This is a genomic window from Streptomyces sp. GbtcB7 (assembly GCF_019091445.1).
Taxonomy (GTDB): domain Bacteria; phylum Actinomycetota; class Actinomycetes; order Streptomycetales; family Streptomycetaceae; genus Streptomyces; species Streptomyces mirabilis.
Genome location: NZ_JAGXJM010000009.1, coordinates 227,859 through 253,597, shown reverse-complemented (window position 1 = coordinate 253,597; position 25,739 = coordinate 227,859). Strand labels below are relative to the sequence as shown.

Here is a 25,739-nt window from a genome sequence, read left to right as displayed (position 1 = left end):
GGCAATCCAGCAATCTCGACGGGGAGTTGGGGCGGTGGCAGGAGCGGAAACGTCAGGGCCGGGAGGGGACCGGCTGGGACTGGACTCCGAGGTGGCCCGCACGGCGGCACAGCTCCTGCTGACGGCCCTGGAACTGCTCTATGACCGTTGCCTTGAGCAACTGCGACGGCAGACGGCGGGGCGCCGGGGCGGTGAGGCAAGCCGCACGGACGAGGCGGTGTGGAGCGAGGTGCACCGGCTGGTGCGCCGTCAGATGGTCATGGACCGGGACAAGGGACTGAGCAGGGCGCCGGACCGCGTTCCTCAGTTCCACCGGGACACCTTCGTCTCGCTCCTCGCCGGCCTTCGGGCGGGCAAGGGCATCGGCTTCGACCAGCAGCGGATCGTGGAAGCCACGATCCATCTTGCGCTCCCCCACCGACTGCCCCCCGAGCTCGTGGGACAGCTACGCGTGGTCGTACGCGACCTGTGGCGGGTCAGCAGGGCGAGCGGCGACGGCGGGAAGTCGAAGAACGAATTCCTGCACGCTGTCAGCGAGCGGGCGCTCGACGAGATCGCGCTGCTGGACCAGGGGATCTCCCTCTCCGATCTCTACATCGCCCGGGGACACGAGGAACCTCTGGCCCGCACACTGGGCCGGCAGATCCGCGACCGGCGGCCGGGGCAACCCGTGCACGTCGTCCTGGGGGACGCGGGAACCGGCAAGACGAGCATGCTGTGGTACCTCGCCGGACTCCTCGAAGGCCGCGCGACCTCGCCGGAACCGGTCAAGGGGACAGTCCTGCGGCCGGTCCTGCTGCGGAGCGAGGAACTCCTCACGCGCACGGAGGAGCAGGACCTGGTGACGCTGCTCGACACCACCAGCAAGAGCACCACGGGTCACGGACGCGTGGTGCTGATGGACAGTGCCGACGTTCTGCTGCACTCCGCCGACGGTCGCCGGACGCTCAGCCGCGTCGTCGACGTGTGCCAGAAGCGGCAGCTGCCCCTGGTCGTCACGTGCAGGACCCGGGACAGGGGCGCGCTGAAGGATCTGCTGGGCACCACACCGTGCAACGTGGGAACGCAGATCGAGGGGTTCAGGGCCGGTGAACTCGAGCGCGCCATCGCCGCCTACTGCGCGCACTATCTGTCTGAGCAGTCGCCCCGGAACCGGGCGGAGACAGCCGGGGCCCTGATGCGCGCGGCGGTGCGCGGCCTGCCCGTCCGCGAGGTCGTCGCCCGTCCGCTGACCCTGCGCATGCTCTTCGAGGTGTACGCGCCCGACTCCCCCAAGCCCGAGATCGATGCGGGCGGCCTGTATGACGCGTACTGGGCCAAGAAGGTCATCACCGACGCACGCCAGGGCTCGCCCTCCCACAGCTCTGAGGGCTCTCCCGACCTGTCCTGGCCCGCACAGGGCCTGGCACGGTTGATGCTGGCCGACGGAGTCGTCTCGCTGCCGGGCGCGGGCCTGCCCGACCGGCTTCCGCACGCGGTTCTCCCGCCCACCGAGGCCGACCTGGCGATGAGCCAGTTGGCCGCGTTGGAGCGGCGCGGCGTGGTCCACGGAATCGACGCGCTCGGGCACCGCTCCACGCAGTTCTTCCACCAGACGCTGTACGAGTACGCGGCGGGGCGCTGCCTGCGCGACCTCGCCGACCACCGGCACTCGTACTACGAGAAGCTGGGCGACCATCTACAGGCCCACCCCGATGACTTCCTGCGGGCCGTGGTGGCCGAGCAGGCACTGGTCCAGGGTGTGCGCTCCGGGGGTCCGGCGAAGAACAACGCCACCGACCTGCTCGTGCGCCTGCTGGACAGCGAAGACGTCGACCTGCAGGTCATCGCGGTGCGCGCGTACGCACTGCTGCCCGAACTCTACGACTACGCCCAGCAGTGCATGCACACGTATCTGCCGAACGCGCCGCAGTCCATGGTGGAGGAACTGCTCGCCATCCTGCCGTCCGTGAAGCACCGTCAGCCCGTCAGGGTCGCACGCGACCTGAAGGTGGTACTGCGCCACCACGACGGCATGCAGAGGCGCGCACTCGACCTGCTGTGCCGCTTCGGGCGGGTCGACCGGTCAGCGGCCGATGCCGTCTGGTCGATGCTCTACGAGCTGTGCGGCAACCGTGACCGGTGCTTCCTGCGCCGGAGGGACGCCGACGACGACGGTGCCGCCGGGTGCGGGACATCGCACTGTCTGTGGTCGTGGCTCGTCCGTCTGGACTCCAAAGACGCGGGCAGCCACGGCAACCACGCCGTACGACTGGTCGACGCCCTGGCCGAACATCACGGGCGCTGGGCCGCCGACCGTATGGCCGAGCTCATCGCGCTCGCCGAGCAGCACGGGGCAAGGCGTCAGGTGTGGCAGTGCGTACTGCCGATCCACCGCCGCGCCGACCAGGCGGACTGGGCGGGACTGCTCGACGCGGCGGCCCGGGTGGCGGAGCGGCTGGGCGGCAATCCGGCCCGTGCCGCCCGGCGCGAGCCGACGGCGGGATTCCCCCAGAGGCAGTGGGAGGCCGTCTCGCTCGCCGAGGAGGCAGAGCAGGCGCAACAGGTACTCGAGGCGCACTGGTTCTCGACGTCCAGCGGCACGCCGCCCGACGAGATCATCCGCGAACTCGCCGGTGAGGGCCCCACGTTCTTCGACGTGCCGCCGCAGCGGCTGCACGCCGTCCTCGCCCAGGTCGGCCGGAAGCTGAGAACTCGCGCCGCGGGAGTCGCGGAGCTCCTGGAGGAGACCGTACGGCTCTGTTCGCGCAGCGACAAGATCGATCAGGTGGCCCGCCACCTCCTCGCGCCGCTGCTGGCCCCGCCGTACGACGAACCGGGCACGGATGCCGCGGCGCGGTGGTGCACCGATCGCCTCGGCGCGCTCGGCGCGCGGACCCCGGTCCCGGCCGGGACCGCTCGCGGCGCGCGATTCGCCGCCGCCGGTGTCAGCCGGCTGCCCCTGGAGCGGATCACGCAGATCGTGCCCTGGCCCGTGAAGGGAGCGTGGCCGGAGCGGAAGAAGGACACGGTCTTCTTCACCTCCGACAGTGCCTCGGCGCTTCTCGTGCCCCTGGCGGCGGCCGGCCACAGCAGGGGTGTGTCCACGCTCAGGCGATGGCGCGTAGAGCTGGAGGGCGGGAGGTTTCACCAGGCCGCGAAGGGCTCGAACGACTGGCCCACCTTCTGCGACGGCGAGCGTTGGCACAAGGCGCGCCGCAACAAGCTGAACGAGCTGATCCAGCGGAGTCTGGTGGACCACGCACCGCACCGGCATCAGCTGCTGGCCGCCGCGGTGAGCGAACGGATCCCGAGCGCGGACGTTCCCTGGATCGCCGCGCTGGCGAAGCAGACGGCCGAACAGCCGGCGTCCGTCACCAACGACGCGGCACGTGCCACGTTGGCCCGGTACGGTTCGGAACTCGCCCGGTGGTGTGCGGAGTTGTGGGCGGGCGCGCCGTGCCCGGACCCGGACGTGAAACTGGCGGCACTCAGGCTGTGGGGCGATCTCGTGCGGCTGGGTGCGGCCGAGCGTCCATCCCTCGCCGAGCAGGCCGGCCTGGCGGCGTCGTTCGGCGCGCCTCAGTGGGCTGGGGCCCTCTCGGTCCTGCGGCATTGGAACAGCCCAGAGGTCGCGTCCCTTCCCGGGCCCGCCGGGGAGGCCGCGTGGGAGGACATGGACACCGTCCTCGCGTCCGTGGAAAAGTCCGCTCGGGGCGAGACGTCCGTCGGCCTGCTCCGGTGCTTTCTGCACTGCCGCTTCGCTCCCCTGACCTCCACCGCGTACGTCCAGAGCGCCCTGGCCGCCGCCCAGGCACGGATCGACTCCGCTCCCGACTCCGCCGGCATCCACGACTCCGGGGTGGGCTTCCTGGCCGAACGCCTCTGCGGGGTCGACCCTGCCCAGGCCGTCGAGCTGGTCCTGCACGTCGCCCGCCACGCGGCCCGTCCCGACGCCGCCGACCCCCATCACGTCACCAGGCTCGGCTGGCTCTGGCAGAAGCCGCTCGTCCGCCTGTCGCTCACCGCCGACCGCGCGCAGTGGCAGACTCTCGTCTCCGGTCTGTCGGAAGGTCCGCTGTCGATGCTGCAGAAGACGCTCGACATCGCGGCTGCCCGTCGACGCGACGAGGACGTGCGCGCCGACGCGGAACGGCTCCTCGCCGGCAGCCGCTACCGGGAGGAGGCCATGGCCGGGCTGCGCGACGCGGCGGTCCGCCACCGCCGTACTCCGCTGGAGGACCGCGCGTGGCCGGACGTGCTGGCGCCGGTGGTACCGGAACGGACGGCGAGCTAGCTCGCTCCGGAAGGCCGACAGCGTCTTCTGCCGGTGGTCACGGGATCACCGTGGAGACGATGGGCCCGGACGCGGTCCTGGTCGCGCCGCCCCACACGCCCATCGCCGGTTCGTCGAACGCGGGCTGCTCCTTCGGGGCCTGGGCGTTCTGCGTCAGCCCCGGGGCGGTTCGGACTCCCCGGGCTGCAGCGCGTACAGCCGCGGGAGGTTGACCACGATCGCCTCCTGGGTCCAGATCGAGGGCACGCTCACCACCTGCCGGCCTCACCCGCCCGCCGGTGCCCTCCTCCGCGACGACATGGGTGACTCTGCCGCCAGCCACCCGCAGGCGGACGAGCGGTCCACCCGCGCCGAGCCGCACCCGGTCGAGCGTCAGCGCGGTCGCCGGGGACAGGTCTCCTCCTGGGAGCCTGCGCCGGGTGCTTACGAAGTCCGTCATAGAGCCTCCATCTGCGACGACACATGGGATACCGAGGAAGAACGCCCTCCACATGGTGCCGCGTGCTCGGCGGCCGACGTGACCGGTAGGCTTCAACAGCCCGACCGTTGCCAGGAGCAGCAACCCCTCTAGGGACAGCGGACACAGCGCCGCGCTCGTGGCATCCGCCCCGCCCTGGAGAGCAAATGCCCGCTGGTGAACAGATGCCAGGCCGTCTCGACCGTGGTCGAACCCACCGGCTCACGGGCTTTGCGACGGGTTGTCCATGTTGAGGGGTCCCCTCGATCGGATCGGTCGCTACCGTCTGGACCGGCGTCTCGGCGCGGGTGGCTTCGGCGTGGTGTGGCTGGCCCACGACGAGGTACTCGAAGCCGTCGTCGCCCTGAAGGTACTGTCCGACAACTGGGCCGACCACTTCGACGTCCGCGAACGTTTCCTCTCCGAGGCCCGGCTACTGCGCAAGGCCGACTCGAACCGGGTCGTCCAGGTCTACGACATCGGTGAACTACCCGACGGCAGGCCCTACTTCGTCATGGAGTACGCCGACGGAGGCACCCTCGACGACCGGATCGAGGCCGGGCCGCTGCCCATCGCCGAGGCACTGCGCCTGACGGCCCTCGCGGCACGGGCCGCGGCCGCGCTGCACGAGGCCGGGATCGTGCACCGCGACATCAAGCCGTCCAACGTACTGCTGCGCACCTCCTCCGGCGGCGCCGACCGCGTCCTGCTCGCCGACCTCGGGCTCGCGAAGAGCCTGGCGCAGGCCTCCGGACTGACGATGGCGGCCGGTTCCGCGGGCTACACCCCGCCCGAGCAGGCCCAGCCCGGTTCGGGCATCGACGCGCGGGCCGACGTGTACAGCCTCGGCGCTCTGGGCTACCACCTGGTCACGGGGTCGGTCCCCGGGCCGCCCGGCAAGGTCGTACGACCCGAACGGCTGCGTACGGATCTGGCCCCGGACGTGCAGCGGGCGCTGCTGCGCGCCATGGAACCCGATCGCGACCGGCGCTGGCCCACGGCGCTGAGCCTGGCCGTGGAGTTGGAACGGCTGGCCGAACAGGTGTCGATGGGGGCGGTCCGCGTGCCCCGGCGCCGTCGGCGGACCGTGCTGGTGGCCGTGGCCGCCGCGGTCGTGATCGGCGCGGCCGGTGTGACCACCGCGCTCGTGACCCGAGGGTCCGACGCCCCGTCCGTGACGGTCGAGGACGCCTCCGGACAGGTCTCGGTCGAGGTTCCGGACGGGTGGGGGCGCCAACTGCGCGACTCCGGGTGGAATCCGCGGACCGTGGGCCTGTCGGACACGCACGAACCGGGTCTCGCCGTCGCGGACGACCTGGCGAAGTGGCAGAACCTGCGCTCGGGCGTGGACGGGGTCTTCGTCGGCCTGAGCGAACACGGCGACGTGCGCGGCAGGGTCGGGGCGATCGCCCACACCGACTGCCACTACGAGGGCAGCCGCACCTATGCGGGCACGCGCTGGCACGGGCTGATCCGCACCTGGAACGCCTGTCCGGGCAGCCATGGCTCACTCACGGAGGCGGGGCTCACCTCGGCGGGCGGGAACCAGCAGCCACAGCTGTACGTCCAGATCCGCCAGGCCTCCGGCAGCTCCGCGACGACCGACCGCGTACTCGGCTCCATACGGGCCGGAGACTGACGATCCGGAAGCCGACCAGCGAGAGACTGACGAGCCGGAGGCTGACGAGCGGCGCCGAGGCCCGCGAGGCTCGGATCACGGTCCCCGTTCCGGGAATCGCGGAAATCGCGCGTCCGGTCCGCGAACCTTTTCGCGTGCCCGAGCATCGGACACTGGTGACGGAGCACAGAGCGCCGTTCGCACGCCGAGTCAGGGCGCGTGCGGTGAATTCCAAGGAGTGTTGACATGGCGACCTTCCGGCCCGGCGACGCGGTTCCCGTCCGCCGCCCGTCCTCCCCCACGCACAGGGCAGCGCTGGTCGCGGGTGTCGCGCTGCTCGGCCTGCTCACGGCCTGCGGCACCGACCACGGCGCCGCCAGTCCTCCGCAGAAGCTCTCCGGCACGGCCGAGCCGGCCTCCGGCGACAAGACCACGGACACCACCGGTACGGGCGCCGCCCCGACCGGTTCCCTCGCACCATCGGCAGCGGCCTCGAACTCGTCGTCGAGCTCGAACTCGTCCTCGACCGGGAGCGGCTCGTCCGGCGGTACCCGATGCCACACCTCGGAGCTGCGCGCGACGGTCGGCGCCAACGATCCGGGCGCCGGTCAGGAGAACTTCCCCGTCGTCCTCACCAACATCTCCCACCGCACCTGCACCCTGCGCGGCTTCCCCGGGGCGGCGTTCGTCGACGCGTCGGGCAAGCAGCTCGGGCCCGACCCGAGGCGCTCCCCCGATACACCGACGACGGTCACGCTGACGCCGGGGCGGAGCGCGTGGGCGGGGCTGACGTTCTCCAATCCCGGCATCAGCGGGGCGAAGACGGCGACGCCCGCCTCGCTGATCGTCACGCCGCCCGACGAGCGGGACCCGCTCAAGGTGGCGTGGAAGGGGGGCGAGGTACCCGTGTCGGGGAACGCCTCTTCCGTATCCCTGACCGTCGTCCGCGCCGGCAACGGCGCCTGACCTCGGCCGGCGTCACCGACCCCGCTCCCCCGCCCCGCCGTCCGCCCCGCGAATCGGCGGGGTTTGTCACGGAACAGCAACACGTGCCGATCCCGGCGACCTTTCCCGACGATCCACGCATCACACCGTTTGACGCACCCCGCAGAGCGGCGCGTCACAGGAACGGAAGCTCCCGCCCGCGGGCGGGAGCCGGATCGAGAAACTTCGGGGGTTCATCATGACCGGCATCTCACGCAGGCGTCTGCTGACCGCGACGGCATCGGCGGGCGCGCTGGGCGGCCTGGGCGCGCTCACCGCCTGCTCGGCGAACGACTGGTCCGTGGGCAGCGGCGCCGAGGGGGACACGAGCGGCAAGTCCCCCAAGCCGAAGCTGATCGGCGACGGCTCCACCGCCGACACCGGGGCCCAGCCCAAGCAGCCGAAGGCCGAACGGCTGAAGTCGGGCGAGCGCCCGCCGCAGTTCGTGGTCTTCTCCTGGGACGGCGCGGGCGAGCTCAGCAACAAGCTGTTCTCCCGCTTCCGCAAGGTCGCCGCCGACCACGGCGCCTCGATGACGTTCTTCCTCAGCGGCATCTACACACTGCCCGAGTCGAAGAAGCACCTGTACAGCCCGCCGCAGCACCCCGTGGGCGCCTCCGCGATCGGCTACCTCTCCGACCGGCACATCCACTCCACGATCCAGCAGATCCGGTCCGCCTGGCTGGAGGGCCACGAGATCGGCACCCACTTCAACGGCCACTTCTGCGGCGCGGACGGGGTACGCCGCTGGTCCCCCGCCGAGTGGCGCAGCGAGATCGCGCAGGCGAAGAAGTTCGTCACCGAGTGGAAGACCAACACCGGCTTCACGGACCTCGAACCGTTCCCCTTCGACTACGAGAAGGAGCTGATCGGCGGCCGAGCCCCGTGTCTTGAGGGCCAGTCCAACCTGCTGCCGACCGCCGCCGCGCTCGGCTGGAAGTACGACGCCAGCAGCCCCGGCGGCCTGCAGATGTGGCCCGGCAAGGTCCAGGGCGGCAAGATCTGGGACTTCCCGCTGCAGTCCATACCCTTCCCCGGCCACTCCTTCCAGGTCCTGTCGATGGACTACAACCTGATGGCCAACCAGTCCCACGCCAACCCGCTCGGGGACAAGTCCATGTACGACGCCTGGCGCGCCCAGGCCCGCGACAGCTACCTCGCCGGCTTCCGCCGCGCCTACGAGAGCAACCGAGCCCCCTTCTTCATCGGCAACCACTTCGAACGCTGGAACGGGGGGATATACATGGACGCGGTCGAGCAGGCCATCGAGCAGATCGCCGGGCACGACGACGTGCGCCTGGTCTCCTTCCGCCAGCTCGTCCAGTGGCTGGAGGCCCAGGACCCGGCCGTACTGCGCAAGCTGCGCACCCTCAACCCGGGACAGTCGCCCCTCGGCGGCTGGTCGGAGTTCCTGGGTACGGCGGCCTCGCAGTCGGCCACGGCGAGTTCCTGACGACTCCGACGCCGACCACCACTACGAACACGACCGCGGCCCAGGCGCGCGTGGCCCGGCCGCGGTCGGTGTGACGTACAGGACGGGTCAGCGATGGCCACCCTGGCTGTCGCCGTGTCCGTAACCCCCGTAACCCCCGTAACCGCCGTAACCGCCGTAACCGCCGTACCCATAACCGCCGTAGCCGCCGTAGCCATCTCCGTAGCCGTACCCGGGTGCGCCGTACTGTCCGCTCGGTGGCGCGCAGTAGTAGTACGGGGAGCAGCTGTGGGCGGGTGACGAGGGCGCGGGTGTCGAGGACTCGGCCGAGGGCCGGGGCGACGACTTGGGCACGGTCGGCGACGGTGACTTCGACGGCTGGGGAGAGGCCTGCCCCGACGTCTTCGTCTGCCCGGCGGAGTCCCAGTTGACAGCCTCCATCTGGAGCGAGGGCGACGAGGTGTCCATCGTCCAGTGCTGGTCGGACTCCTCCTCCCGGACCTTGAGGACCACGGACGCCTCGCCCTTGGTGGAGGCGGGGGTGAGGGCCAGGTCCTGGTTCCAGCGGGGCACCACCGTGCCCTGGAGGGTGAAGTCGTAGCGCACGTTCTTGGTGCCCGGTTGCGACTCACCGGTACAGGGCGCGAGTTGGACCGAGTAGCCGAGGTGGGAGTCGAGGCAGAGGTCGGGGGCGGCCAGGTCGCGCAGCAGCCCGTCGTCCTCGTACGACCATTCCTGGCTCGCCGCCGAGGAGCACGGCGTGAGCGCGGTCTCCACGCCCTTCGCCGGCTTCTTGCCCACGATGCCGATGCACAGCCCGGTCTCGGTGTTGCGCAGCCGGCCGCGCACGCCGCCCTTCGACGTGTCGCCCGTGCCTATCCAGGACGGGTTCGATCCGGGCGCCTTGGCCGGGCCCGAACTGGGCGTGCCCGAGGGTCCGGCGCCGTCGGCCATGCCGGGCGCGCCGTCCGAGCTCTGGGTGACCCACAGGACCAGCGGGACCAGGATCATTCCGCTCACGGTCAGCGCGGCCAGCGCGATGTTGTTGCGACGCGGGGCGCGGCGGGAGGAGCGCCGGGGCGCCTTGTGCGTCGGCGGGCGGGAGTCACCGGAAGCGCGGCTGCGCGGCGCGGGGCGCGGGGGCTCGCCCGGAACGAGGGGCGCGTGGCTGGGAAGGGGAGGGATTCTGTGCGCGGCCGGGACGGTGTCCGGGACTTCCGTCACTTCCACGATCGCGTCGACGCGTCCGGGGCGGGAGTCGAGGTAGGCCGCGGCGCCCCAGCCGAGCAGGGCCTCGGCCAGGGGCAGCGCGAGGTCGCCGTTGAACCGGCTCAACTGGTCGGCGGTGTGACGGCAGTGCCGGCACCGGCCCATGTGCCTGCTCAGATCGGCGTCGAGGTCGAGGCCGCCGCGGCGCAGGGACACATCGAGCATCCGGTGGAAGCGGCGGCACTCCTCCTCCGGGGCCAGTTCGCGGTGGATTTCCAGGCAGCCCTCGCGCAGGCGTTCCCGGGCCCGCCGCAGTTCCACCAGGGCGTCGTCGTCGCCGATGCCCAACAGCCCTGCGGGTACGGTGAGTTGCTCGGCCTCGACCTCGGTGTGCCACAGCAGACAGCGGGCGGGCTCGGGAAGCCGCTGGAACGCGCGGGACAACTGCCGTCTGTTCTCCGGCGGCAGAAGCCGCGCCATGACCCGGTCACGGCTGTCGGAATCGGCCAGCAATTCGGGATGAAGCGTCTCCCGCCGTTGGTCTCCGAGCCATTCGGCGGTCATACGCCGTACGGTGACCAGCAACTGCGGCCGCCAGGCGGCCGTCGGCCCGGTCTGCCGCAGCGATTCACCGAAGAGCCGGGTGAAAGCGGCCGTGGTGAGCATTCCGGCGGGACGCACACCGTTGGTGCACAGGCGCGCGTAGGCGAAGACCGCTTCCCAGTGGCGGTCGAGGAGTTCCCCGACGGGATGGTGCGCGGGCGTGTTCCCCGAGCTCTTCTTCAGGTCCGCCGCGAGCCGCTCATCCGAAACCTCGAACAAGCGACCGGGCGTGGGGGAATGAGACACCGCTGCGTCATTCACGTCCGCTTTCCTCCCAAAGGTAACGCAGGAATTAGTCCATACCAATGGGTATGTAGCCCGCCCGCCGAAGCGGAGGGACTACCCATGGGGGGTTGTTACCGCAATCGCCCTCTCCGACAGCTCTTTTGAAGCGAGGGGCGCGCGGGCACACCGTGCGCGTACAGAAGGAAGCGAATTGTCTGCACGCCAACAAGGCACACCTTTGCACAGTGCGCCGAGCCGAAACAAGAGATCTCGTCACCTTCCCCTTTCCGTCGCCCGCGGCCGGATTGACCGAACGTCAGCCGACGTCTCCACAAAAGAAATTCGGAATCCCCCACAACCATCGGCGAGCGGTCATACGCAAGCCCCCGACCAGGCCTCCGAAGAGTGGAAAGGCCTTCACCGACCCGTTGACGGCCTGGCATGCCCATGCAATGCTCCCTTTTGGGAGCGCTCCCATTCTCCGTCGTCCACCTCGCGTGGCCGCGGCACAGGATTCACCTCACCGCTGGGAGCGCTCATGTCCGCTTTCCCGTTGCCCCGCCGCCGCCAAAGACACCTGGCGGCCGCCTTGCTGGCGGGGTCATTACTCGTCGGCGGCCTCGCCACCGCCCCCTCCGCGACGGGGCTTGCCACCGCCGCCACGGCGACAACCGCCGTACGGGTCAACCAAGTCGGCTATCTGCCGGACGGTCCCAAGCGCGCGACCGTGGTCACCTCCGCCGCGGGGCCGCTCACCTGGCGGCTGCGCACCGCCTCGGGCAGGGTGGTCGCCTCGGGGCCGACCGTCGGCCGGGGCACGGACGCGGCCTCCGGGCAGCCGACCCAGGTCGCCGACTTCTCCTCGTACGGACGGACCGGTTCGGGTTACGTCCTGACGGTCGACGGAACGGTCAGTGATCCCTTCGACATTCGCGCGGATCTCTACGACGGGCTGCGCTCCGACGCGCTGGCCTTCTTCTATCACCAGCGCAGCGGTATACCGATCGAAGCCGCCCTGGTGGGTTCCGCCTATGCGCGGCCCGCCGGGCATCTCGGAGTCGCACCCAATCAGGGCGACACGAACGTGCCCTGTCAGTCCGGGGTGTGCGACTACACGCAGGACGTCAGGGGCGGTTGGTACGACGCGGGCGACCAGGGCAAATACGTCGTGAACGGCGGCATTTCCACCTGGCTGCTCGTCAATTCCTTCGAACGGGCGAAGAGAGCGGGCACCGCGTCCGCGCTCGGCGACTCGACGCTGCGCGTTCCCGAGCGCGGCAACGGCGTCCCCGACATCCTGGACGAGGCGCGCTGGGAGCTCGACTTCCTGATGCGGATGCAGGTGCCGGACGGCAGACCGTACGCGGGAATGGCGTTCCACAAAGTCCACGACGCCGCCTGGACCGGGCTGCCGACCCGGCCCGAGCAGGACGCCCAGCCGCGTGAGCTCCACCCGCCGTCCACCGCCGCCACCCTCAACCTGGCGGCGACGGCGGCCCAGTGCGCCCGTGTCTTCCGGCCCTACGACACCGCGTTCGCGAACCGTTGCCTGACCGCCGCCCGCAAGGCCTGGACGGCGGCGCGGGCCAACCCGGCGATGTACGCGCCGGATTCGGACAGCACCGGCGGTGGGGCCTATGGCGACACCCAGGTCACCGACGAGTTCTACTGGGCGGCCGCCGAGTTGTACGCCACGACCGGCGAGCGCGTCTACCGGGACGCGGTGACCTCCTCGCCCTGGCACACCGCCGCGAACGCCTTCACGTCCGGCGGCTTCAGCTGGGCCGACACCGCCGCGCTGGGCAGGCTGACGCTGGCGACCGTACGCACCGCGCTGCCCTCGGCCGACCTCCGGCGGGTGCGCGCCTCTGTGACCGTCGCCGCGGACGGCTATCTGTCCACCATGGCCGGGCAGGGATACGCCGTCCCGATCCCCGCCACCGGGTACGTCTGGGGCTCCAACAGCGCGGTCACCGACAACGCGATCGTCATGGCCACGGCCCAGGAACTGACCGGGGACCCGCGCTACCGCGCCGGAGTGCTGGAGTCGATGGACTACCTGCTGGGCCGCAACGCCCTGGGCCAGTCGTACGTGACCGGATACGGGGAGCGGTACTCCGACAACCAGCACCACCGCTTCTGGGCGCACCAGTACGACCCCTCGCTGCCGCACCCGCCGGCGGGCTCCCTCGCGGGCGGGCCCAACAGCGGGCTGCAGGACCCGGTCGCGCAGGAGCACCTGCCCGGCTGCGCGCCCCAGGCCTGCTACATCGACGACATCGGCTCGTACTCGACGAACGAGGTGGCCATCAACTGGAACGCGCCGCTGGCATGGCTGGCCGCCTACGCCGCCGAGGACGACTGCGCGGGCGGCCTCCCGGAGCGCCTCGGCTGAGCACGCTCCCCGCCCGCCACTGGCCGACGCGGAAGCCGAGTCGGACGCCTTCTTCGGCTCGGACGTGCCGGACGTACAGGCGCTGACCACGGGTCCGGTGGGCCGCGCGCCGCGCGTCAGTGCCCGCTGATCGCGCGAGGCGTGTACGGCTCCTCCAGCTGCTCGATCTCCTTCTCCGAGAGCTCCACGTCGAGGGCGGCCACCGCGTCGTCGACGTGCCCCACCTTGGTGGCACCGATGATGGGCGCGGTCACGGTGCTCCGGCGCAGCAGCCAGGCGAGGGCGATCCGGGCACGCGGGATGTCACGCTCGGCGGCGATCCGGGCGACGGCGTCGACGATCTCGCGGTCGCCCGGCTGGTAGAGCCTCTTGCCGTACTCGTCGGTGCGGCTGCGCTCGGTGCTGACGTCCCAGTCACGGGTGAGCCGACCGCGGGCGAGCGGGCTCCAGGGCAGTACGCCGACGCCCTGGTCCGCGCAGAGCGGCAGCATCTCGCGCTCCTCCTCGCGATAGAGGAGGTTGTAGTGGTTCTGCATGGACACGAACCGCGTCCAGCCGTTCAGCCGGGCCGTGTACTGGGCCTTGGAGAACTGCCACGCGTACATCGAACTCGCCCCGATGTAACGGGCCTTGCCCGCCTTCACCACGTCGTGGAGGGCCTCCATCGTCTCCTCGACAGGAGTGGCGGGGTCGAAGCGGTGGATCTGGTACAGGTCCACGTAGTCGGTGCCCAGGCGGCGCAGGCTGTTGTCGATCTCCGTCATGACGGCCTTGCGGGACAGGCCACGCCCATTGGGGCCGTCGTGCATCGCGCCGTTCACCTTGGTGGCGATGACGATCTCGTCGCGGCGCGCGAGCTCCGCCAGCGCGCGGCCGACGATCTCCTCGCTCGTGCCGTCGGAGTACACGTTCGCCGTGTCGAAGAAGGTGATCCCGGCGTCCAGCGCGCGGCGGATCAGGGGGCGGGCACCCTCGTCGTCGAGCGTCCACTCGTGGGGCCCTCGGTCAGGCAGCCCGAAACTCATGCAGCCCAGGCAGATCCGGGACACGTCCAGGCCCGTCGAACCGAGCTTCACGTACTGCATGTTCACTCCTGCTTTCCGTGGGGGTGGAAGGGCTCCCGCCGACCCGGCCGCGGCGAGCCGCCGACAAGAGCTCCGGGAAAGCCATTCCCGATCGCCGTTCGCTTAGTCGCGAGGGCGCGGCGCAGTACTTGCCGCCGAGGAGTTCGTACGACGGCCGGCGGGCGCGGGTGGACTGCGCGGCGGCAGGGGTGCGTGCCACGATCTGAGCTGTGGTGATGCCTCAGGCGTATCGCCGGATGCGAAACAGGTCTTGGACCCGGAACACCTCCCGCGCGCAGGGTGGAATCACCGCCCCGGTGCCGCACCGGGGTGGACCCTGTTCGTCCTGTCGAAGGAATGCACCATGCGCGTATTCGTCACCGGCGCGACCGGATTCATCGGTTCCGCCGTCGTCCGTGAACTCCTCGAAGCGGGGCACCAGGTCGTCGGCCTCGCCCGCTCGGACACCGCCGCCGCGGCGCTGACGGCCGTCGGCGCCGAGGCGCACCGCGGCTCCCTCGACGATCCGGACAGCCTGCACGAGGGTGCCGCGGCGGCGGACGGCGTCATCCATCTGGCCTTCAACCACGACTTCTCGGACTACGTCGCCTCCGGCAAGCTGGACCTGCGTGCCGTCGAGGCTCTGGGAGCGGCGCTCGAAGGAACCGGCAAGCCCCTCGTGGTGACCTCGGGGACCTTGATGCTCACCATGATGGCGCCGGGTCGCCTCGGGACCGAGGAGATCGCGCCCGATCCCGGGTCGGAGGCACCCCGGATCGCATCGGAGAGCGCGGCCATGGCGCTGGCCGCGCGCGGGGTGCGCGCTTCCGTCGTGCGGCTTTCACCGACCGTGCACGGCGAGGGCGACAAGGGCTTCGTCCCGAGCCTGATCGACATCGCCCGCGAGACCGGCGTGTCGGCCTTCGTCGGCGACGGATCGAACCGCTGGCCCGCCGTGCACCGGCTCGATGCGGCGCACCTGTTCCGGCTGGCGGTGGAAGCCGCCCCGGCCGGCTCGATCCTGCACGGGGCCGCCGAAGAGGGCGTGCCCTTGCGTGACGTCGCCGAGCTCATCGGCCGCCGGTTGAAGCTGCCGGTCGCCGGGATCACCACCGAGGACGCGAGCCGGCACTTCGGCTTTCTCGCCGCCGCCGTGCCCCTCGACAACCCGACCTCGAGCGTCCTGACCCGGAAGCTGCTCGGCTGGCGCCCCGAGCACCCCGCACTCGTCCCGGATCTCGAAGCAGGCCACTACTTCAAAGACTGAGCGAGCCGCTCGAGCGGTTCGAACCCGGCGATCTCATCACCCTTCCGTGCCGGGCCGGGATGCGCCGCCCGGGACCGTCGTGTCCCATGAAGTCAGGATCTTCCCACCCACCGGTGGAACCCCGTCCCCGGCCATTCCCTCTAGCAGGGCGACGAGGAGGTCGGCATGGAAGACGGCCCCCAGACGGTGAGCGGCAGACCCACGCGGCAGTTCGTGCCCGCGTCGCCTGCCACCTCGCCCGAGGTGTGGCGATGGCGGGGCGAACTGAAGCGGGCGCTGCCGGCGCTGTGGCTGTTCGCCGCCGCGCGGCTGACGGGCGTGGTCATGGTGACCGCCTGGTCGCTGCACCTGGGCCGGCACCCGCGCAATGTGCTCGGTCTGGAATGGGACGGCGGCTGGTACTGGCACATCGCCCGGTACGGCTACGGCACGATCGTCGCCGCCAAGTCCGGCCACGGGGTCATCTACAACGACCTGGCGTTCTTCCCGCTCTTTCCCGGACTGATCCGTGGCCTGAACACGGTCCTGCCGATCGGCCCGGTCAACGCGGCGCTCGTCATCTCCTGGATCGCCGCCGCCGTGGCCGCCTGGGGCGTGTACGCGGTCGGCGAGCTGCTGCACGGACGGCGGGTCGGGCTGGCGCTCGCGGCACTGTGGGCGCTGCTGCCGCATGCCGTCGTGCTGACCATGGCGTACACCGAGTCCCTCATGACGGCCTTCGCCGCCTGGGCGCTCTACGCGGCGCTGACCCACCGCTGGCTGACCGCCGGGACACTGGCCGCGCTGGCCGGGCTGTGCCGCCCCAACGGTTTCACCGTGGCCGCCGCCGTCGTCACGGCCGCCGCCGCCCACCTCTGGCAGCGCCGCCGCGAAGGGAGACCCACCGTCCCGCGCGCCTGGGTGGCCATGCTCCTGGCGCCCGTCGGGTGGCTCGGGTACGTCGCCTGGGTGGGGCTGCGCACTCACGACCTGACCGGATACTTCCGGGTGCAGAGTCTGTGGGGCTCACAGTTCGACTTCGGTCACTACACCGCGCACATGTTCAAGCACCTGATCGTCGGGCACGACACCCTGGTCGTCTATCTCTCCGCCGGAATCGTCCTCGGCTGCGTCCTGCTGTTCGTCCTCGGCGTCCTGGACCGACAGCCGCTGCCGCTTCTCGTGTACTCGGGGATTCTCCTCGTCATCGCCCTCGGCGACGCCCACTTCTTCACGAGCCGACCCCGACTGCTGCTGCCCGCCTTCCCCCTGTTGCTGCCGTTCGCCCTCTCCCTGGCCCGCGCCCAGCGGCGCACGGTCGTCGTCCTGCTCATCGGCCTGGCCGGTTTCTCCCTCTTCTACGGCACCTATCTGCTGACCGTTTCCCACGAGGCCCTGTGACCGCAGGTGCGGCGAGGTCCGTATCATCCGAAGAGTGACGCGTTTCTCCGTCCTTGACCGCTCGCGCACCCGCGAGGGGCACGACGCCGCCGAGGCCCTGCGCGACACCGTGCGTCTGGCCCAGGAGCTGGAAGGGCTCGGATACCACCGGATCTGGGTCTCGGAGCACCATGGCGTGCCCGGGGTCGCCGGGTCCGCGCCCACCGTGCTGGCCGCCGCGGTCGCCGCCGCCACCCGGACGATCCGGGTCGGTACCGGCGGGGTGATGCTGCCCAACCACCAGCCCCTGGTCGTGGCCGAGCAGTTCGGTGTGCTCGAGTCCCTGTTCCCCGGGCGGATCGACATGGGGCTCGGGCGTTCGGTCGGCTTCACGGACGGGGTCCGCAGGGCGCTGGGGCGGGACAAGGACGTCGCCGACGACTTCGCGGGGCAGCTCGACGAGCTGCTCGGCTGGTTCCACGGCCCGTCGTCGGCGGGGGTGCACGCGCGCCCCTCGGAGGGGCTGACCGTGCCGCCCTTCGTACTCGCCCTGAACGAGGGCGCCACGATCGCGGCGCGCGCGGGCCTGCCCCTGGTCATCGGGGACATCCGGAACCGGGAGAAGATGCGGCGCGGGATCGACCACTACCGCGCGACGTTCCGCCCGTCCGTGTGGGCGGCGGAGCCGTACGTCGTCGTCTCCGGCGCCGTCGCGGTCGCCGAGACCCCGGACGAGGCGATGCGGCTGCTCCTCCCCGAGGCCTGGTCGATGGCGTACGCCCGCACGCACGGCACCTTCCCGCCGCTGCCGCCCGCCGAGCGGGTCGAGGATCTCCCGATGAACGGCAAGGAGCGGCATTTCTACGAGTCGGCGCTCGCGGGGCAGATCGCGGGCACCGAGAAACAGGTCGAGCACGAGCTGGAGATGTTGGTCGAGGAGACCGGCGCGCAGGAGGTGCTGGTCACGACCAGTACGTACGACCGCGGGGCCCTGCTGGACTCCTTCCGGAGGCTCGCCCGGGTCGCGGGACTGACCGCGGCCTAGAATCGTGGGGTTTGCCCCGAGCCCCCCGCCAGGAGTCCCGTCGATGTCCGACCCGCACCGCCGCCACGACGCGTACGTCCGTGTGCGGGGCGCCCGCGAGCACAATCTCCAGGGTGTGGACGTCGACATCCCGCGCGATGTCCTGGTGGTCTTCACCGGGGTCTCGGGCTCGGGCAAGTCCTCGCTGGCGTTCGGCACGATCTACGCGGAGGCCCAGCGCCGCTACTTCGAGTCGGTGGCGCCGTACGCGCGACGGCTGATCCACCAGGTCGGGGCGCCGAAGGTCGGGGACATCACCGGGCTGCCGCCCGCGGTCTCGCTCCAGCAGCGCCGCTCGGCGCCCACCTCGCGCTCGTCCGTGGGCACGGTCACCAACCTCTCCAACTCCCTGCGGATGCTGTTCTCCCGCGCGGGCGACTATCCGCGGGGCGCCGAACGCCTCGACTCGGACGCCTTCTCGCCGAACACGGCCGCCGGGGCCTGCCCGGAGTGTCACGGTCTCGGCCAGGTCCACCGTACGACCGAGGAGTCGCTGGTCCCGGACCCGTCGCTGTCGATCCGCGCGGGCGCGATCGCCGCGTGGCCCGGCGCCTGGCAGGGCAAGAACCTGCGCGACGTCCTCGACGCGCTGGGGTACGACGTGGACCGGCCGTGGCGCGAGCTGCCGGCCGAGCAGCGGGAGTGGATCCTGTTCACGGACGAGCAGCCGGTCGTCACCGTGCATCCGGTGCGGGACGCGGACCGGATCCAACGCCCCTACCAGGGCACGTACATGAGCGCCCGGCGCTATGTCATGAAGACGTTCTCCGATTCGAAGAGCCCGACGCTGCGGGCCAGGGCCGAGCGGTTCCTGACCAGCGCCCCGTGCCCGGTGTGCGGCGGCAGCCGGCTGCGTCCCGAGGCGCTGGCGGTGACCTTCGCGGGCCGCACGATCGCCGAACTGGCGGCGCTGCCGCTGTCCGTGCTGGCCGGGACCCTGGAGCCCCGGGGAGAGGCGGCCCGCGTCCTCACCGACGATCTGAGGGCACGGATCGCCCCCGCCGTCGAACTCGGCCTCGGTTACCTCAGCCTCGACCGGGCCACCCCGACCCTCTCCGCGGGCGAGCTGCAACGACTGCGGCTGGCCACGCAGTTGCGCTCCGGTCTGTTCGGTGTCGTGTACGTCCTCGACGAACCGTCCGCGGGTCTGCACCCGGCGGACACGGAGGCCCTGCTCACGGTCCTGGACCGACTGAAGGCGGCGGGCAACTCGGTGTTCGTGGTCGAGCACCATCTGGATGTCGTGCGGGGTGCCGACTGGCTCGTCGACGTCGGTCCGCGGGCGGGTGAGCACGGCGGGCGGGTGCTGCACAGCGGTCCGGTGGCCCAGCTGGCCGGGGTGGCGGAGTCGGCGACGGCCCGCTTCCTCTTCGACCGCTCCCCCGCGCCGGCACGTGAAGTCCGTACTCCACAAGGGCAGTTGAAGGTGGGGCCGGTGAGCCGCCACAACCTGCGCGGGGTGCGCGCCGCGTTCCCTCTCGGTGTGCTCACCGCCGTCACGGGTGTCTCCGGCTCGGGCAAGTCCACCCTCATCGGCGAGGTGACCGAGGAGCTGGAGGGGGTGGGACGGCTCGTCTCCGTCGACCAGAGGCCCATCGGCCGTACCCCGCGCTCGAATCTCGCCACATACACGGGCCTCTTCGATGTGGTGCGCAAGGTCTTCGCCGGGGCGGAGGAGGCGCGAAGGCGCGGCTACGGGGTGGGGCGCTTCTCCTTCAACGTCGCGGGCGGGCGCTGCGAGACCTGTCAGGGCGAGGGGTTCGTGAGCGTGGAGCTGCTGTTCCTGCCGAGCACCTACGCTCCCTGTCCGGACTGCGATGGGGCGCGCTACAACCCCGAGACGCTCGAGGTGACGTACCGCGGTCGGAACATCGCGCAGGTCCTGGACATGACGGTGGAGGCCGCGGCGGAGTTCTTCGCCGATACCGCGCCCGTCGCCCGCAGCCTCGCCACGCTCCTCGACGTGGGTCTGGGCTATCTGCGACTCGGCCAGCCCGCCACGGAGTTGTCCGGCGGCGAGGCCCAACGCATCAAGCTGGCGGGCGAGTTGCAGCGGGTCCGCCGGGGGCACACCCTCTACGTCCTCGACGAGCCGACGACCGGGCTGCACCCCGCCGATGTCGAGGTGCTGATGCGCCAGTTGCACGGCCTGGTCGACGCGGGACACACCGTCGTGGTCGTCGAGCACGACATGGCGGTGGTCGCGGGCGCGGACTGGGTGATCGACCTGGGTCCTGGCGGCGGGGACGCGGGCGGCCGGATCGTGGCCGCGGGTCCCCCGGCCGAGGTGGCGCGGGCGGAGGGCAGCACGACGGCTCCGTACCTCACCCGGGCACTCGCTCGGGGCCGGTAGCCCCCGACCGCCGGCCACCGGCCCCTGTCCTTTCGGGTCGCCTCGTCCTGACACGTCAGCGATGGGCGAGGGCCGACGCGCGTGCGCCCTGGGAGTGCAACCCCCCTTGCGCCGCGCGGGCCAGCTCCCGTCGATCCGGGTGACTGCCCGGCGCGAGCGTGGGCCGTACCTCGACCTCCGCCACCAGCCCGCGGGCCGAGGCCACCCGCCACAGGGAGGCGAGCAGCGAGTCGTTCCCGACGAAGGCGGGCGCGGTGCTCGCCACTCCCCCGGCGAGCCGGTAGTGGATGTGCACCGGCTGGACCGGCACCCCCGCGTCGAGGGCGGCCTGGAAGACGGCCCGCCGGAAGTGGCCCTGCGCCCTGCCGCACCAGGTGCTGCCCTCCGGGAAGGCCACGACGGCCGCCCCGTCGCGCAGCAGCCCGGCGATCCGCGCCACCGTGTCCGGCAGCGCGCGCAGCCGGTCGCGTTCGATGAACAGGACGCCGCCGCGCGCGGCCAGTGGTCCCGCCACCGGCCACTGCCGGATCTCGGACTTGGCGAGCATCCTGGCCGGCCGGACGGCGGCGAGGAGCGGGATGTCCAGCCACGAGATGTGGTTGGCGACGATCAGCAGCCCGCCGGTGGGGACGGCGGGGCCGGTGATCCGGACGCGGACGCCCGCGGCCCGCACGATCGCCCGGCACCAGCGCCGTACCGGCTCGGCGGGGATCCGCCCGCCGAGCGGCAACAGCACGACCCCGGTGGCGACCACGACCAGGACCGCCGCGAGTCGCAGCACGGCACGCGGTACGGCCGTGGCGGACCCCGTCGCCTCGACGCACGCCCTGGGGGTGCAGGGCGCGCTGGGCAGCCAGACGCTCATCACGCCGGGACGAGCGAGAGGAAGTGCCGCAGATAGCGCGGGTTGACCCGGCGCATCGACAGCAGCACGAACAGGTCCGCGACCCCGAAGTCCGGGTCGTGCGCGGGTGCGGCGCAGACCCAGGCGCCGAGCCGGAGATAGCCGCGCAGGAGCGGGGGCAGTTCGGTGCGGGGCAGAGGGGTGACACCCTCCGCGGTCCAGGGCAGCAGCGGTCGTACCCGGTACTCCTCGGGTGCCAGGTGCTTGGCCTGCACCCGGTCCCAGGTTCCGGCCGCGAGCTCGCCGCCGTCGGCGAGCGGGATCGAGCAGCAGCCCGCGAGCCACTCGTGGCCGCCCTCGACCATGTAACGCGCTATCCCGGCCCAGATGAGGCCGATGACGGCGCCGTCGCGGTGGTCGGGGTGCACGCAGGAGCGCCCGACCTCGACGAGTCCCGGGCGGATCGCGTCGAGCGGGGTCACGTCGAACTCGCCCTCCGAGTAGAGCCGGCCGGCGATCGCGGCGCGCTCCGGGGGCAGCAGGCGGTAGGTGCCGACGACCTGGTCGGTCAGCGTGTCACGGACCAGCAGGTGATCGCAGTAGGCGTCGAAGGCGTCGATGTCGAGGCCCGGCTGCGGCGTGGTCAGCAGGGCGCCCATCTCCCCGGCGAAGACGTCGTGCCGCAGCTGCTGCGCGGCCCGGACGTCGGCCTCGGAACGGGCGAGGGAGACGGTGTAACGGGTGGGGGCCAGGGGCTGCGGGGGGCTGTCGAGGGTGGAAACGCCGGTCATGGCACTCTCCTGGTCACGGGCCGGTTCGGCACAGCGGCGGCAGACCGGTTCGGTACGGCCCGCGCGCTCCTGTTCTTCCGATGCCGGTTGGCCTGCGCGTGACCTGTGCCAGGAGCCAGGATGTGGGGATGTTGAATGCCAGGAGATTTCCCCGAATGCGAGACGGGACCGGGGATGAGCACCACTCCCGGCCCCGCCCGTCCGCACAGATCCGGCGAACGTCTACCTAACAATCGGGGCCGGCAAGAGCGCCCCTCAAGGGGCGCGGGGAACTGCGCGCCCAGCCCCCACGGCCCGCAGCCGAAACCCTGCCTTACCGCTTCCCCGCTTTACGCGCAGCCCGCAGCCACTCCTTGTTCATCCCGGTGATCGAGACCAACGGAATCCCCTTCGGGCAAGCGGTGGCGCACTCCCCGGCCAGCGTGCACCCCCCGAACCCCTCCTCGTCCATCTGCGCCACCATGTCCAGCACCCGCGTCTCCCGCTCGGGCGCCCCCTGGGGCAGCACGTTCAGATGGTTGATCTTGGCCGAGGTGAAGAGCATCGCGGCCCCGTTGGGGCAGGCGGCCACACACGCGCCGCAGCCGATGCACTCAGCGTGCTCGAACGCGAAGTCGGCGTCCGGTTTCGGCACGGGCGTCGCGTGGGCCTCGGGCGCGGCTCCGGTGGGGGCGGTGATGTACCCGCCGGCCTGGATGATCCGGTCGAAGGCCGAGCGGTCCACCACGAGGTCCTTGACGACCGGGAAGGCGGAGGCGCGCCAGGGCTCGACGTCGATGGTGTCGCCGTCCTGGAAGGACCGCATGTGCAGCTGGCAGGTGGTGGTGCGCTCGGGTCCGTGGGCGTCGCCGTTGATGACCAGGCTGCAGGCGCCGCAGATGCCCTCGCGGCAGTCGTGGTCGAAGGCGACGGGGTCCTCGCCCTTGAGGATGAGTTCCTCGTTGAGGGTGTCGAGCATCTCCAGGAAGGACATGTCGGCCGAGATGTCGTCCACCTCGTACGTGGACATCGCTCCGTCGGCGTCGGCGTTCTTCTGGCGCCAGACGCGCAGGGTGAGCTTCATGCGTAGCTCCGCTGGGTGGGGTGGACGTACTCGAAGACCAGGTCTTCCTTGTGCAGGACGGGCGCGGCGCCGGTGTCGGTGAACTCCCAGGCGGCGGCGTAGGAGAACTCCTCGTCCCTGCGGGCGGCCTCGCCGTCCGGGGTCTGGGACTCCTCACGGAAGTGGCCGCCGCAGGACTCGGACCGGTGCAGCGCGTCGAGACACATCAGCTCGGCGAGCTCCAGGTAGTCGACGACGCGGTTGGCCTTCTCCAGGGACTGGTTGAACTCCTCGCCGGTGCCGGGGACCTTGATGCGCCGCCAGAACTCCTCGCGGATCTGCGGGATGCGCTCCAGGGCCTTGCGCAGACCCGTCTCGGTGCGGGCCATGCCGCAGAACTCCCACATGAGTTCGCCGAGTTCGCGGTGGAAGGAGTCGGGGGTGCGATCGCCGTCGACGGCGAGGAGCAGCCGCAGCCGGTCCTCGGTCTCGGCCAGCACCTCCTGGACGGCGGGGTGTTCGTCCGTGACCTCGGCGTGGTGCGGGTTGCGGGCGAGGTAGTCGTTGATGGTCGACGGCAGCACGAAGTAGCCGTCGGCGAGTCCCTGCATGAGAGCCGAGGCACCCAGGCGGTTGGCGCCGTGGTCGGAGAAGTTCGCCTCGCCGATCGCGAACAGGCCGGGGATGGTGGTCTGGAGGTCGTAGTCGACCCACAGTCCGCCCATCGTGTAGTGCACGGCCGGGTAGATCCGCATCGGCACGGTGTACGGGTCCTCGGCGGTGATCCGGGCGTACATGTCGAAGAGGTTGCCGTACTTCTCCTCGACCTTCGCCCTGCCCATACGCCGGATGGCGTCGGCGAAGTCCAGGTAGACGCCCTGTCCGCCCGGGCCGACCCCGCGGCCCTCGTCGCAGACGTTCTTCGCGGCGCGGGAGGCGATGTCGCGCGGGACCAGGTTGCCGAACGAGGGGTAGATGCGCTCCAGGTAGTAGTCGCGCTCGTCCTCGGGGATCTCGTTCGGCGGGCGGGTGTCGCCCTGGGCCTTCGGGACCCAGATACGGCCGTCGTTGCGCAGCGACTCGCTCATCAGGGTGAGCTTGGACTGGTGGTCGCCGGTGCGCGGGATGCAGGTGGGGTGGATCTGGGTGAAGCAGGGGTTGGCGAAGTAGGCGCCGCGCCGGTGCGCCCGCCAGACGGCGGTGGCGTTGGAGTTCATGGCGTTCGTCGAGAGGTAGAAGACGTTGCCGTAGCCACCGCTGGCCAGGACGACGGCGTCCGCGTAGTACGTGTCGATCCGGCCGGTGATGAGATCCCGCGCCACGATGCCGCGCGCCCGTCCGTCGACCACGATCAGGTCGAGCATCTCGGTGCGCGGATGCATCTCGATGTTGCCGGCCGCGATCTGCCGCGACAGGGCCTGGTAGGCGCCGAGCAGGAGCTGCTGGCCGGTCTGGCCGCGGGCGTAGAAGGTGCGGGACACCTGGACGCCGCCGAAGGAACGGGTGTCGAGCAGACCCCCGTACTCCCGCGCGAAGGGCACGCCCTGGGCGACGCACTGGTCGATGATCTCGACCGAGATCTGCGCGAGACGGTGGACGTTGGACTCGCGGGCCCGGAAGTCGCCGCCCTTGACGGTGTCGTAGAAGAGCCGGTGGACGGAGTCGCCGTCGTTGCGGTAGTTCTTCGCCGCGTTGATGCCGCCCTGGGCGGCGATCGAGTGGGCGCGGCGGGGCGAGTCCTGGTAGCAGAACTGGACGACGTGGTAGCCCTGCTCGGCGAGCGTGGCCCCCGCCGAGCCGCCCGCGAGGCCGGTGCCGACCACGATCACCGTGTGCTTGCGGCGGTTGGCGGGGTTGACGAGCTTGGCCTCGAAGCGACGGGTGTCCCAGCGTTCGTTGACCGGCCCCTCGGGGGACTTGCTGTCGACGACGGGCGCACCGGTCGTGTACGCGGCGTATTCAGAGGCTGCGGTCATGTCAGCTCACCAATCCGGTCATGACACCGACGGGTACGGAGATGAAGCCCACCGTCAGCACCAGCGCGAGGACGTCGGCGATGGTCTTGAGGGCGCGGTCGCGGGTGCGGTTGCCGGCGCCCAGGGTCTGTGCGGCGCTCCAGAAGCCGTGCCGGATGTGCAGGCCGAGCGCGAGCATCGCGACGATGTAGATCACGTCGCCGTACCAGGTCGAGAAGGTGTCGATCACGTTCTGGTACGGGTGTCCGGGCTGGAAGCCGCCGGGGTGCGCGGTGCCGGTCGTCAGGTCGAGGATGTGCCAGACGATGAACAGGCCGAGGATGATCCCGCCCCAGCGCATCGTGCGGGTCGCGTAGCTGGACCTGGGCTTCTTGTGGACGTACTTGTTCGGGCGCGCCCTGATGTCGCGGCGGCTGAGCTGGTACGCGGCGGTGGCGTGGGCGACGACGGCGACGACCAGGACCACGCGGATGATCCACAGGGCCCACTCGTAGTGCAGGAAGGGCTCACCGAGGGTGCGCAGCCAGTGGGCGTAGTGGTTGAACTCGCCCGAACCGAAGAAGATCTTCAGGTTGCCGAGCATGTGTACGACCAGGTACATCAGCATGATCAGGCCGCTGACCGCCATCACGGTCTTCTTCCCGACGGAGCTGTCCCACACGGTGCGCGTCATCGACGGTCGTCGGTCCGTCCGCGTTGCCAGAGCCATGCCTCAGAAGCTAGGGCTACCGGTGCCGATCGGTCCAAGACATGGTCCAGC

17 protein-coding genes and 1 pseudogene are annotated in these 25,739 nt (G+C 71.1%); 9 read left to right on the top strand and 9 right to left on the bottom strand.

Going from position 1 to position 25,739, the window contains the following annotated elements:
- Positions 1–34 precede the first annotated feature (34 nt).
- The gene (locus tag KVT44_RS17490; protein WP_217567715.1) at positions 35–4,276 is read left to right on the top strand and encodes a hypothetical protein; all 4,242 of its coding nucleotides are present in this window, start codon (positions 35–37) and stop codon (positions 4,274–4,276) included.
- Positions 4,277–4,313: 37 nt separating this feature from the next.
- On the opposite strand, the gene KVT44_RS58110 is transcribed toward KVT44_RS17490, so the two are convergent.
- Both KVT44_RS58110 and KVT44_RS60030 read right to left on the bottom strand, forming a co-directional pair.
- Positions 4,314–4,715 (bottom strand): hypothetical protein, encoded by a 402-nt coding sequence (locus KVT44_RS58110; protein ID WP_254649510.1) that lies wholly within the window; start codon positions 4,713–4,715, stop codon positions 4,314–4,316.
- A 39-nt stretch (positions 4,716–4,754) separates the two neighbouring features.
- Positions 4,755–4,925: pseudogene (locus KVT44_RS60030) on the bottom strand (DUF2637 domain-containing protein); the annotation flags it as partial.
- A gap of 55 nt (positions 4,926–4,980) precedes the next feature.
- On the opposite strand from KVT44_RS60030, the gene KVT44_RS17475 reads away from it, so the two are divergent.
- The 3 genes from KVT44_RS17475 (at position 4,981) to KVT44_RS17465 (ending at position 8,788) form a co-directional block, all read left to right on the top strand.
- A complete protein-coding gene (locus KVT44_RS17475) occupies positions 4,981–6,372 on the top strand; it encodes a serine/threonine-protein kinase (protein WP_217567714.1) in 1,392 nt (463 codons plus the stop codon).
- A 225-nt stretch (positions 6,373–6,597) separates the two neighbouring features.
- Complete coding sequence (locus KVT44_RS17470) at positions 6,598–7,317, top strand: DUF4232 domain-containing protein (protein ID WP_190168431.1); 720 nt, start codon at positions 6,598–6,600, stop codon at positions 7,315–7,317.
- 217 nt (positions 7,318–7,534) lie between these two features.
- On the top strand, positions 7,535–8,788 hold the full coding sequence (locus KVT44_RS17465; RefSeq protein WP_217567713.1) for a hypothetical protein: 1,254 nt from the start codon (positions 7,535–7,537) through the stop codon (positions 8,786–8,788).
- Positions 8,789–8,875: 87 nt separating this feature from the next.
- Here KVT44_RS17465 and KVT44_RS17460 read toward each other — a convergent pair whose 3' ends face one another.
- Complete coding sequence (locus KVT44_RS17460; protein ID WP_308314033.1) at positions 8,876–10,798, bottom strand: ricin-type beta-trefoil lectin domain protein; 1,923 nt, start codon at positions 10,796–10,798, stop codon at positions 8,876–8,878.
- A gap of 544 nt (positions 10,799–11,342) precedes the next feature.
- On the opposite strand from KVT44_RS17460, the gene KVT44_RS17455 reads away from it, so the two are divergent.
- The gene (locus KVT44_RS17455) at positions 11,343–13,199 is read left to right on the top strand and encodes a glycoside hydrolase family 9 protein (protein WP_217567711.1); all 1,857 of its coding nucleotides are present in this window, start codon (positions 11,343–11,345) and stop codon (positions 13,197–13,199) included.
- A 116-nt stretch (positions 13,200–13,315) separates the two neighbouring features.
- On the opposite strand, the gene KVT44_RS17450 is transcribed toward KVT44_RS17455, so the two are convergent.
- The gene (locus KVT44_RS17450; RefSeq protein WP_217567710.1) at positions 13,316–14,284 is read right to left on the bottom strand and encodes an aldo/keto reductase; all 969 of its coding nucleotides are present in this window, start codon (positions 14,282–14,284) and stop codon (positions 13,316–13,318) included.
- A gap of 343 nt (positions 14,285–14,627) precedes the next feature.
- Between KVT44_RS17450 and KVT44_RS17445 the strand changes: the two genes are divergently transcribed.
- From KVT44_RS17445 to KVT44_RS17430, 4 genes are all read left to right on the top strand, one after another.
- Positions 14,628–15,530 carry an SDR family oxidoreductase gene (locus KVT44_RS17445; RefSeq protein WP_217567709.1) on the top strand — a complete coding sequence of 301 codons (903 nt, stop codon included), beginning with the start codon at positions 14,628–14,630 and terminating at the stop codon, positions 15,528–15,530.
- A 165-nt stretch (positions 15,531–15,695) separates the two neighbouring features.
- Positions 15,696–16,910, top strand: a complete 1,215-nt coding sequence (locus KVT44_RS17440; protein WP_217567708.1) for a glycosyltransferase family 39 protein — start codon at positions 15,696–15,698, stop codon at positions 16,908–16,910.
- Positions 16,911–16,932: 22 nt separating this feature from the next.
- A complete protein-coding gene (locus KVT44_RS17435; protein WP_217567756.1) occupies positions 16,933–17,934 on the top strand; it encodes an LLM class flavin-dependent oxidoreductase in 1,002 nt (333 codons plus the stop codon).
- Positions 17,935–17,977: 43 nt separating this feature from the next.
- Entirely contained in the window at positions 17,978–20,326 is a 2,349-nt protein-coding gene (locus KVT44_RS17430; protein ID WP_217567707.1) for an excinuclease ABC subunit UvrA, read from the top strand.
- A gap of 55 nt (positions 20,327–20,381) precedes the next feature.
- On the opposite strand, the gene KVT44_RS17425 is transcribed toward KVT44_RS17430, so the two are convergent.
- The 5 genes from KVT44_RS17425 to KVT44_RS17405 form a co-directional block, all read right to left on the bottom strand.
- The gene (locus KVT44_RS17425) at positions 20,382–21,191 is read right to left on the bottom strand and encodes a 1-acyl-sn-glycerol-3-phosphate acyltransferase (RefSeq protein ID WP_054227934.1); all 810 of its coding nucleotides are present in this window, start codon (positions 21,189–21,191) and stop codon (positions 20,382–20,384) included.
- Positions 21,191–21,961 carry a GNAT family N-acetyltransferase gene (locus KVT44_RS17420; protein WP_217567706.1) on the bottom strand — a complete coding sequence of 257 codons (771 nt, stop codon included), beginning with the start codon at positions 21,959–21,961 and terminating at the stop codon, positions 21,191–21,193. The genes KVT44_RS17425 and KVT44_RS17420 overlap by 1 nt, the downstream gene beginning before the upstream one ends.
- Positions 21,962–22,274: 313 nt before the next feature.
- Positions 22,275–23,024: a succinate dehydrogenase/fumarate reductase iron-sulfur subunit gene (locus KVT44_RS17415; protein ID WP_217567705.1), complete on the bottom strand. Its 750-nt coding sequence runs from the start codon at positions 23,022–23,024 to the stop codon at positions 22,275–22,277.
- Positions 23,021–24,979 carry a fumarate reductase/succinate dehydrogenase flavoprotein subunit gene (locus KVT44_RS17410; protein WP_217567704.1) on the bottom strand — a complete coding sequence of 653 codons (1,959 nt, stop codon included), beginning with the start codon at positions 24,977–24,979 and terminating at the stop codon, positions 23,021–23,023. Before KVT44_RS17410 ends, KVT44_RS17415 begins: the two co-directional genes overlap by 4 nt.
- A 1-nt stretch (position 24,980) precedes the next feature.
- Positions 24,981–25,652, bottom strand: coding sequence for a succinate dehydrogenase (locus KVT44_RS17405; protein WP_099919335.1), 672 nt, complete (start codon positions 25,650–25,652; stop codon positions 24,981–24,983).
- Positions 25,653–25,739: the final 87 nt, after the last annotated feature.

Coding starts and splice junctions, on each gene's coding strand:
- KVT44_RS58110 (WP_254649510.1), bottom strand. CDS start 4,715: ATGACGGACTTCGTAAGCACCCGGCGCAGGCTCCCAGGAGGAGACCTG.
- KVT44_RS17475 (WP_217567714.1), top strand. CDS start 4,981: ATGTTGAGGGGTCCCCTCGATCGGATCGGTCGCTACCGTCTGGACCGG.
- KVT44_RS17470 (WP_190168431.1), top strand. CDS start 6,598: ATGGCGACCTTCCGGCCCGGCGACGCGGTTCCCGTCCGCCGCCCGTCC.
- KVT44_RS17465 (WP_217567713.1), top strand. CDS start 7,535: ATGACCGGCATCTCACGCAGGCGTCTGCTGACCGCGACGGCATCGGCG.
- KVT44_RS17455 (WP_217567711.1), top strand. CDS start 11,343: ATGTCCGCTTTCCCGTTGCCCCGCCGCCGCCAAAGACACCTGGCGGCC.
- KVT44_RS17450 (WP_217567710.1), bottom strand. CDS start 14,284: ATGCAGTACGTGAAGCTCGGTTCGACGGGCCTGGACGTGTCCCGGATC.
- KVT44_RS17445 (WP_217567709.1), top strand. CDS start 14,628: ATGCGCGTATTCGTCACCGGCGCGACCGGATTCATCGGTTCCGCCGTC.
- KVT44_RS17440 (WP_217567708.1), top strand. CDS start 15,696: ATGGAAGACGGCCCCCAGACGGTGAGCGGCAGACCCACGCGGCAGTTC.
- KVT44_RS17430 (WP_217567707.1), top strand. CDS start 17,978: ATGTCCGACCCGCACCGCCGCCACGACGCGTACGTCCGTGTGCGGGGC.
- KVT44_RS17425 (WP_054227934.1), bottom strand. CDS start 21,191: ATGAGCGTCTGGCTGCCCAGCGCGCCCTGCACCCCCAGGGCGTGCGTC.
- KVT44_RS17420 (WP_217567706.1), bottom strand. CDS start 21,961: ATGACCGGCGTTTCCACCCTCGACAGCCCCCCGCAGCCCCTGGCCCCC.
- KVT44_RS17415 (WP_217567705.1), bottom strand. CDS start 23,024: ATGAAGCTCACCCTGCGCGTCTGGCGCCAGAAGAACGCCGACGCCGAC.
- KVT44_RS17410 (WP_217567704.1), bottom strand. CDS start 24,979: ATGACCGCAGCCTCTGAATACGCCGCGTACACGACCGGTGCGCCCGTC.
- KVT44_RS17405 (WP_099919335.1), bottom strand. CDS start 25,652: ATGACGCGCACCGTGTGGGACAGCTCCGTCGGGAAGAAGACCGTGATG.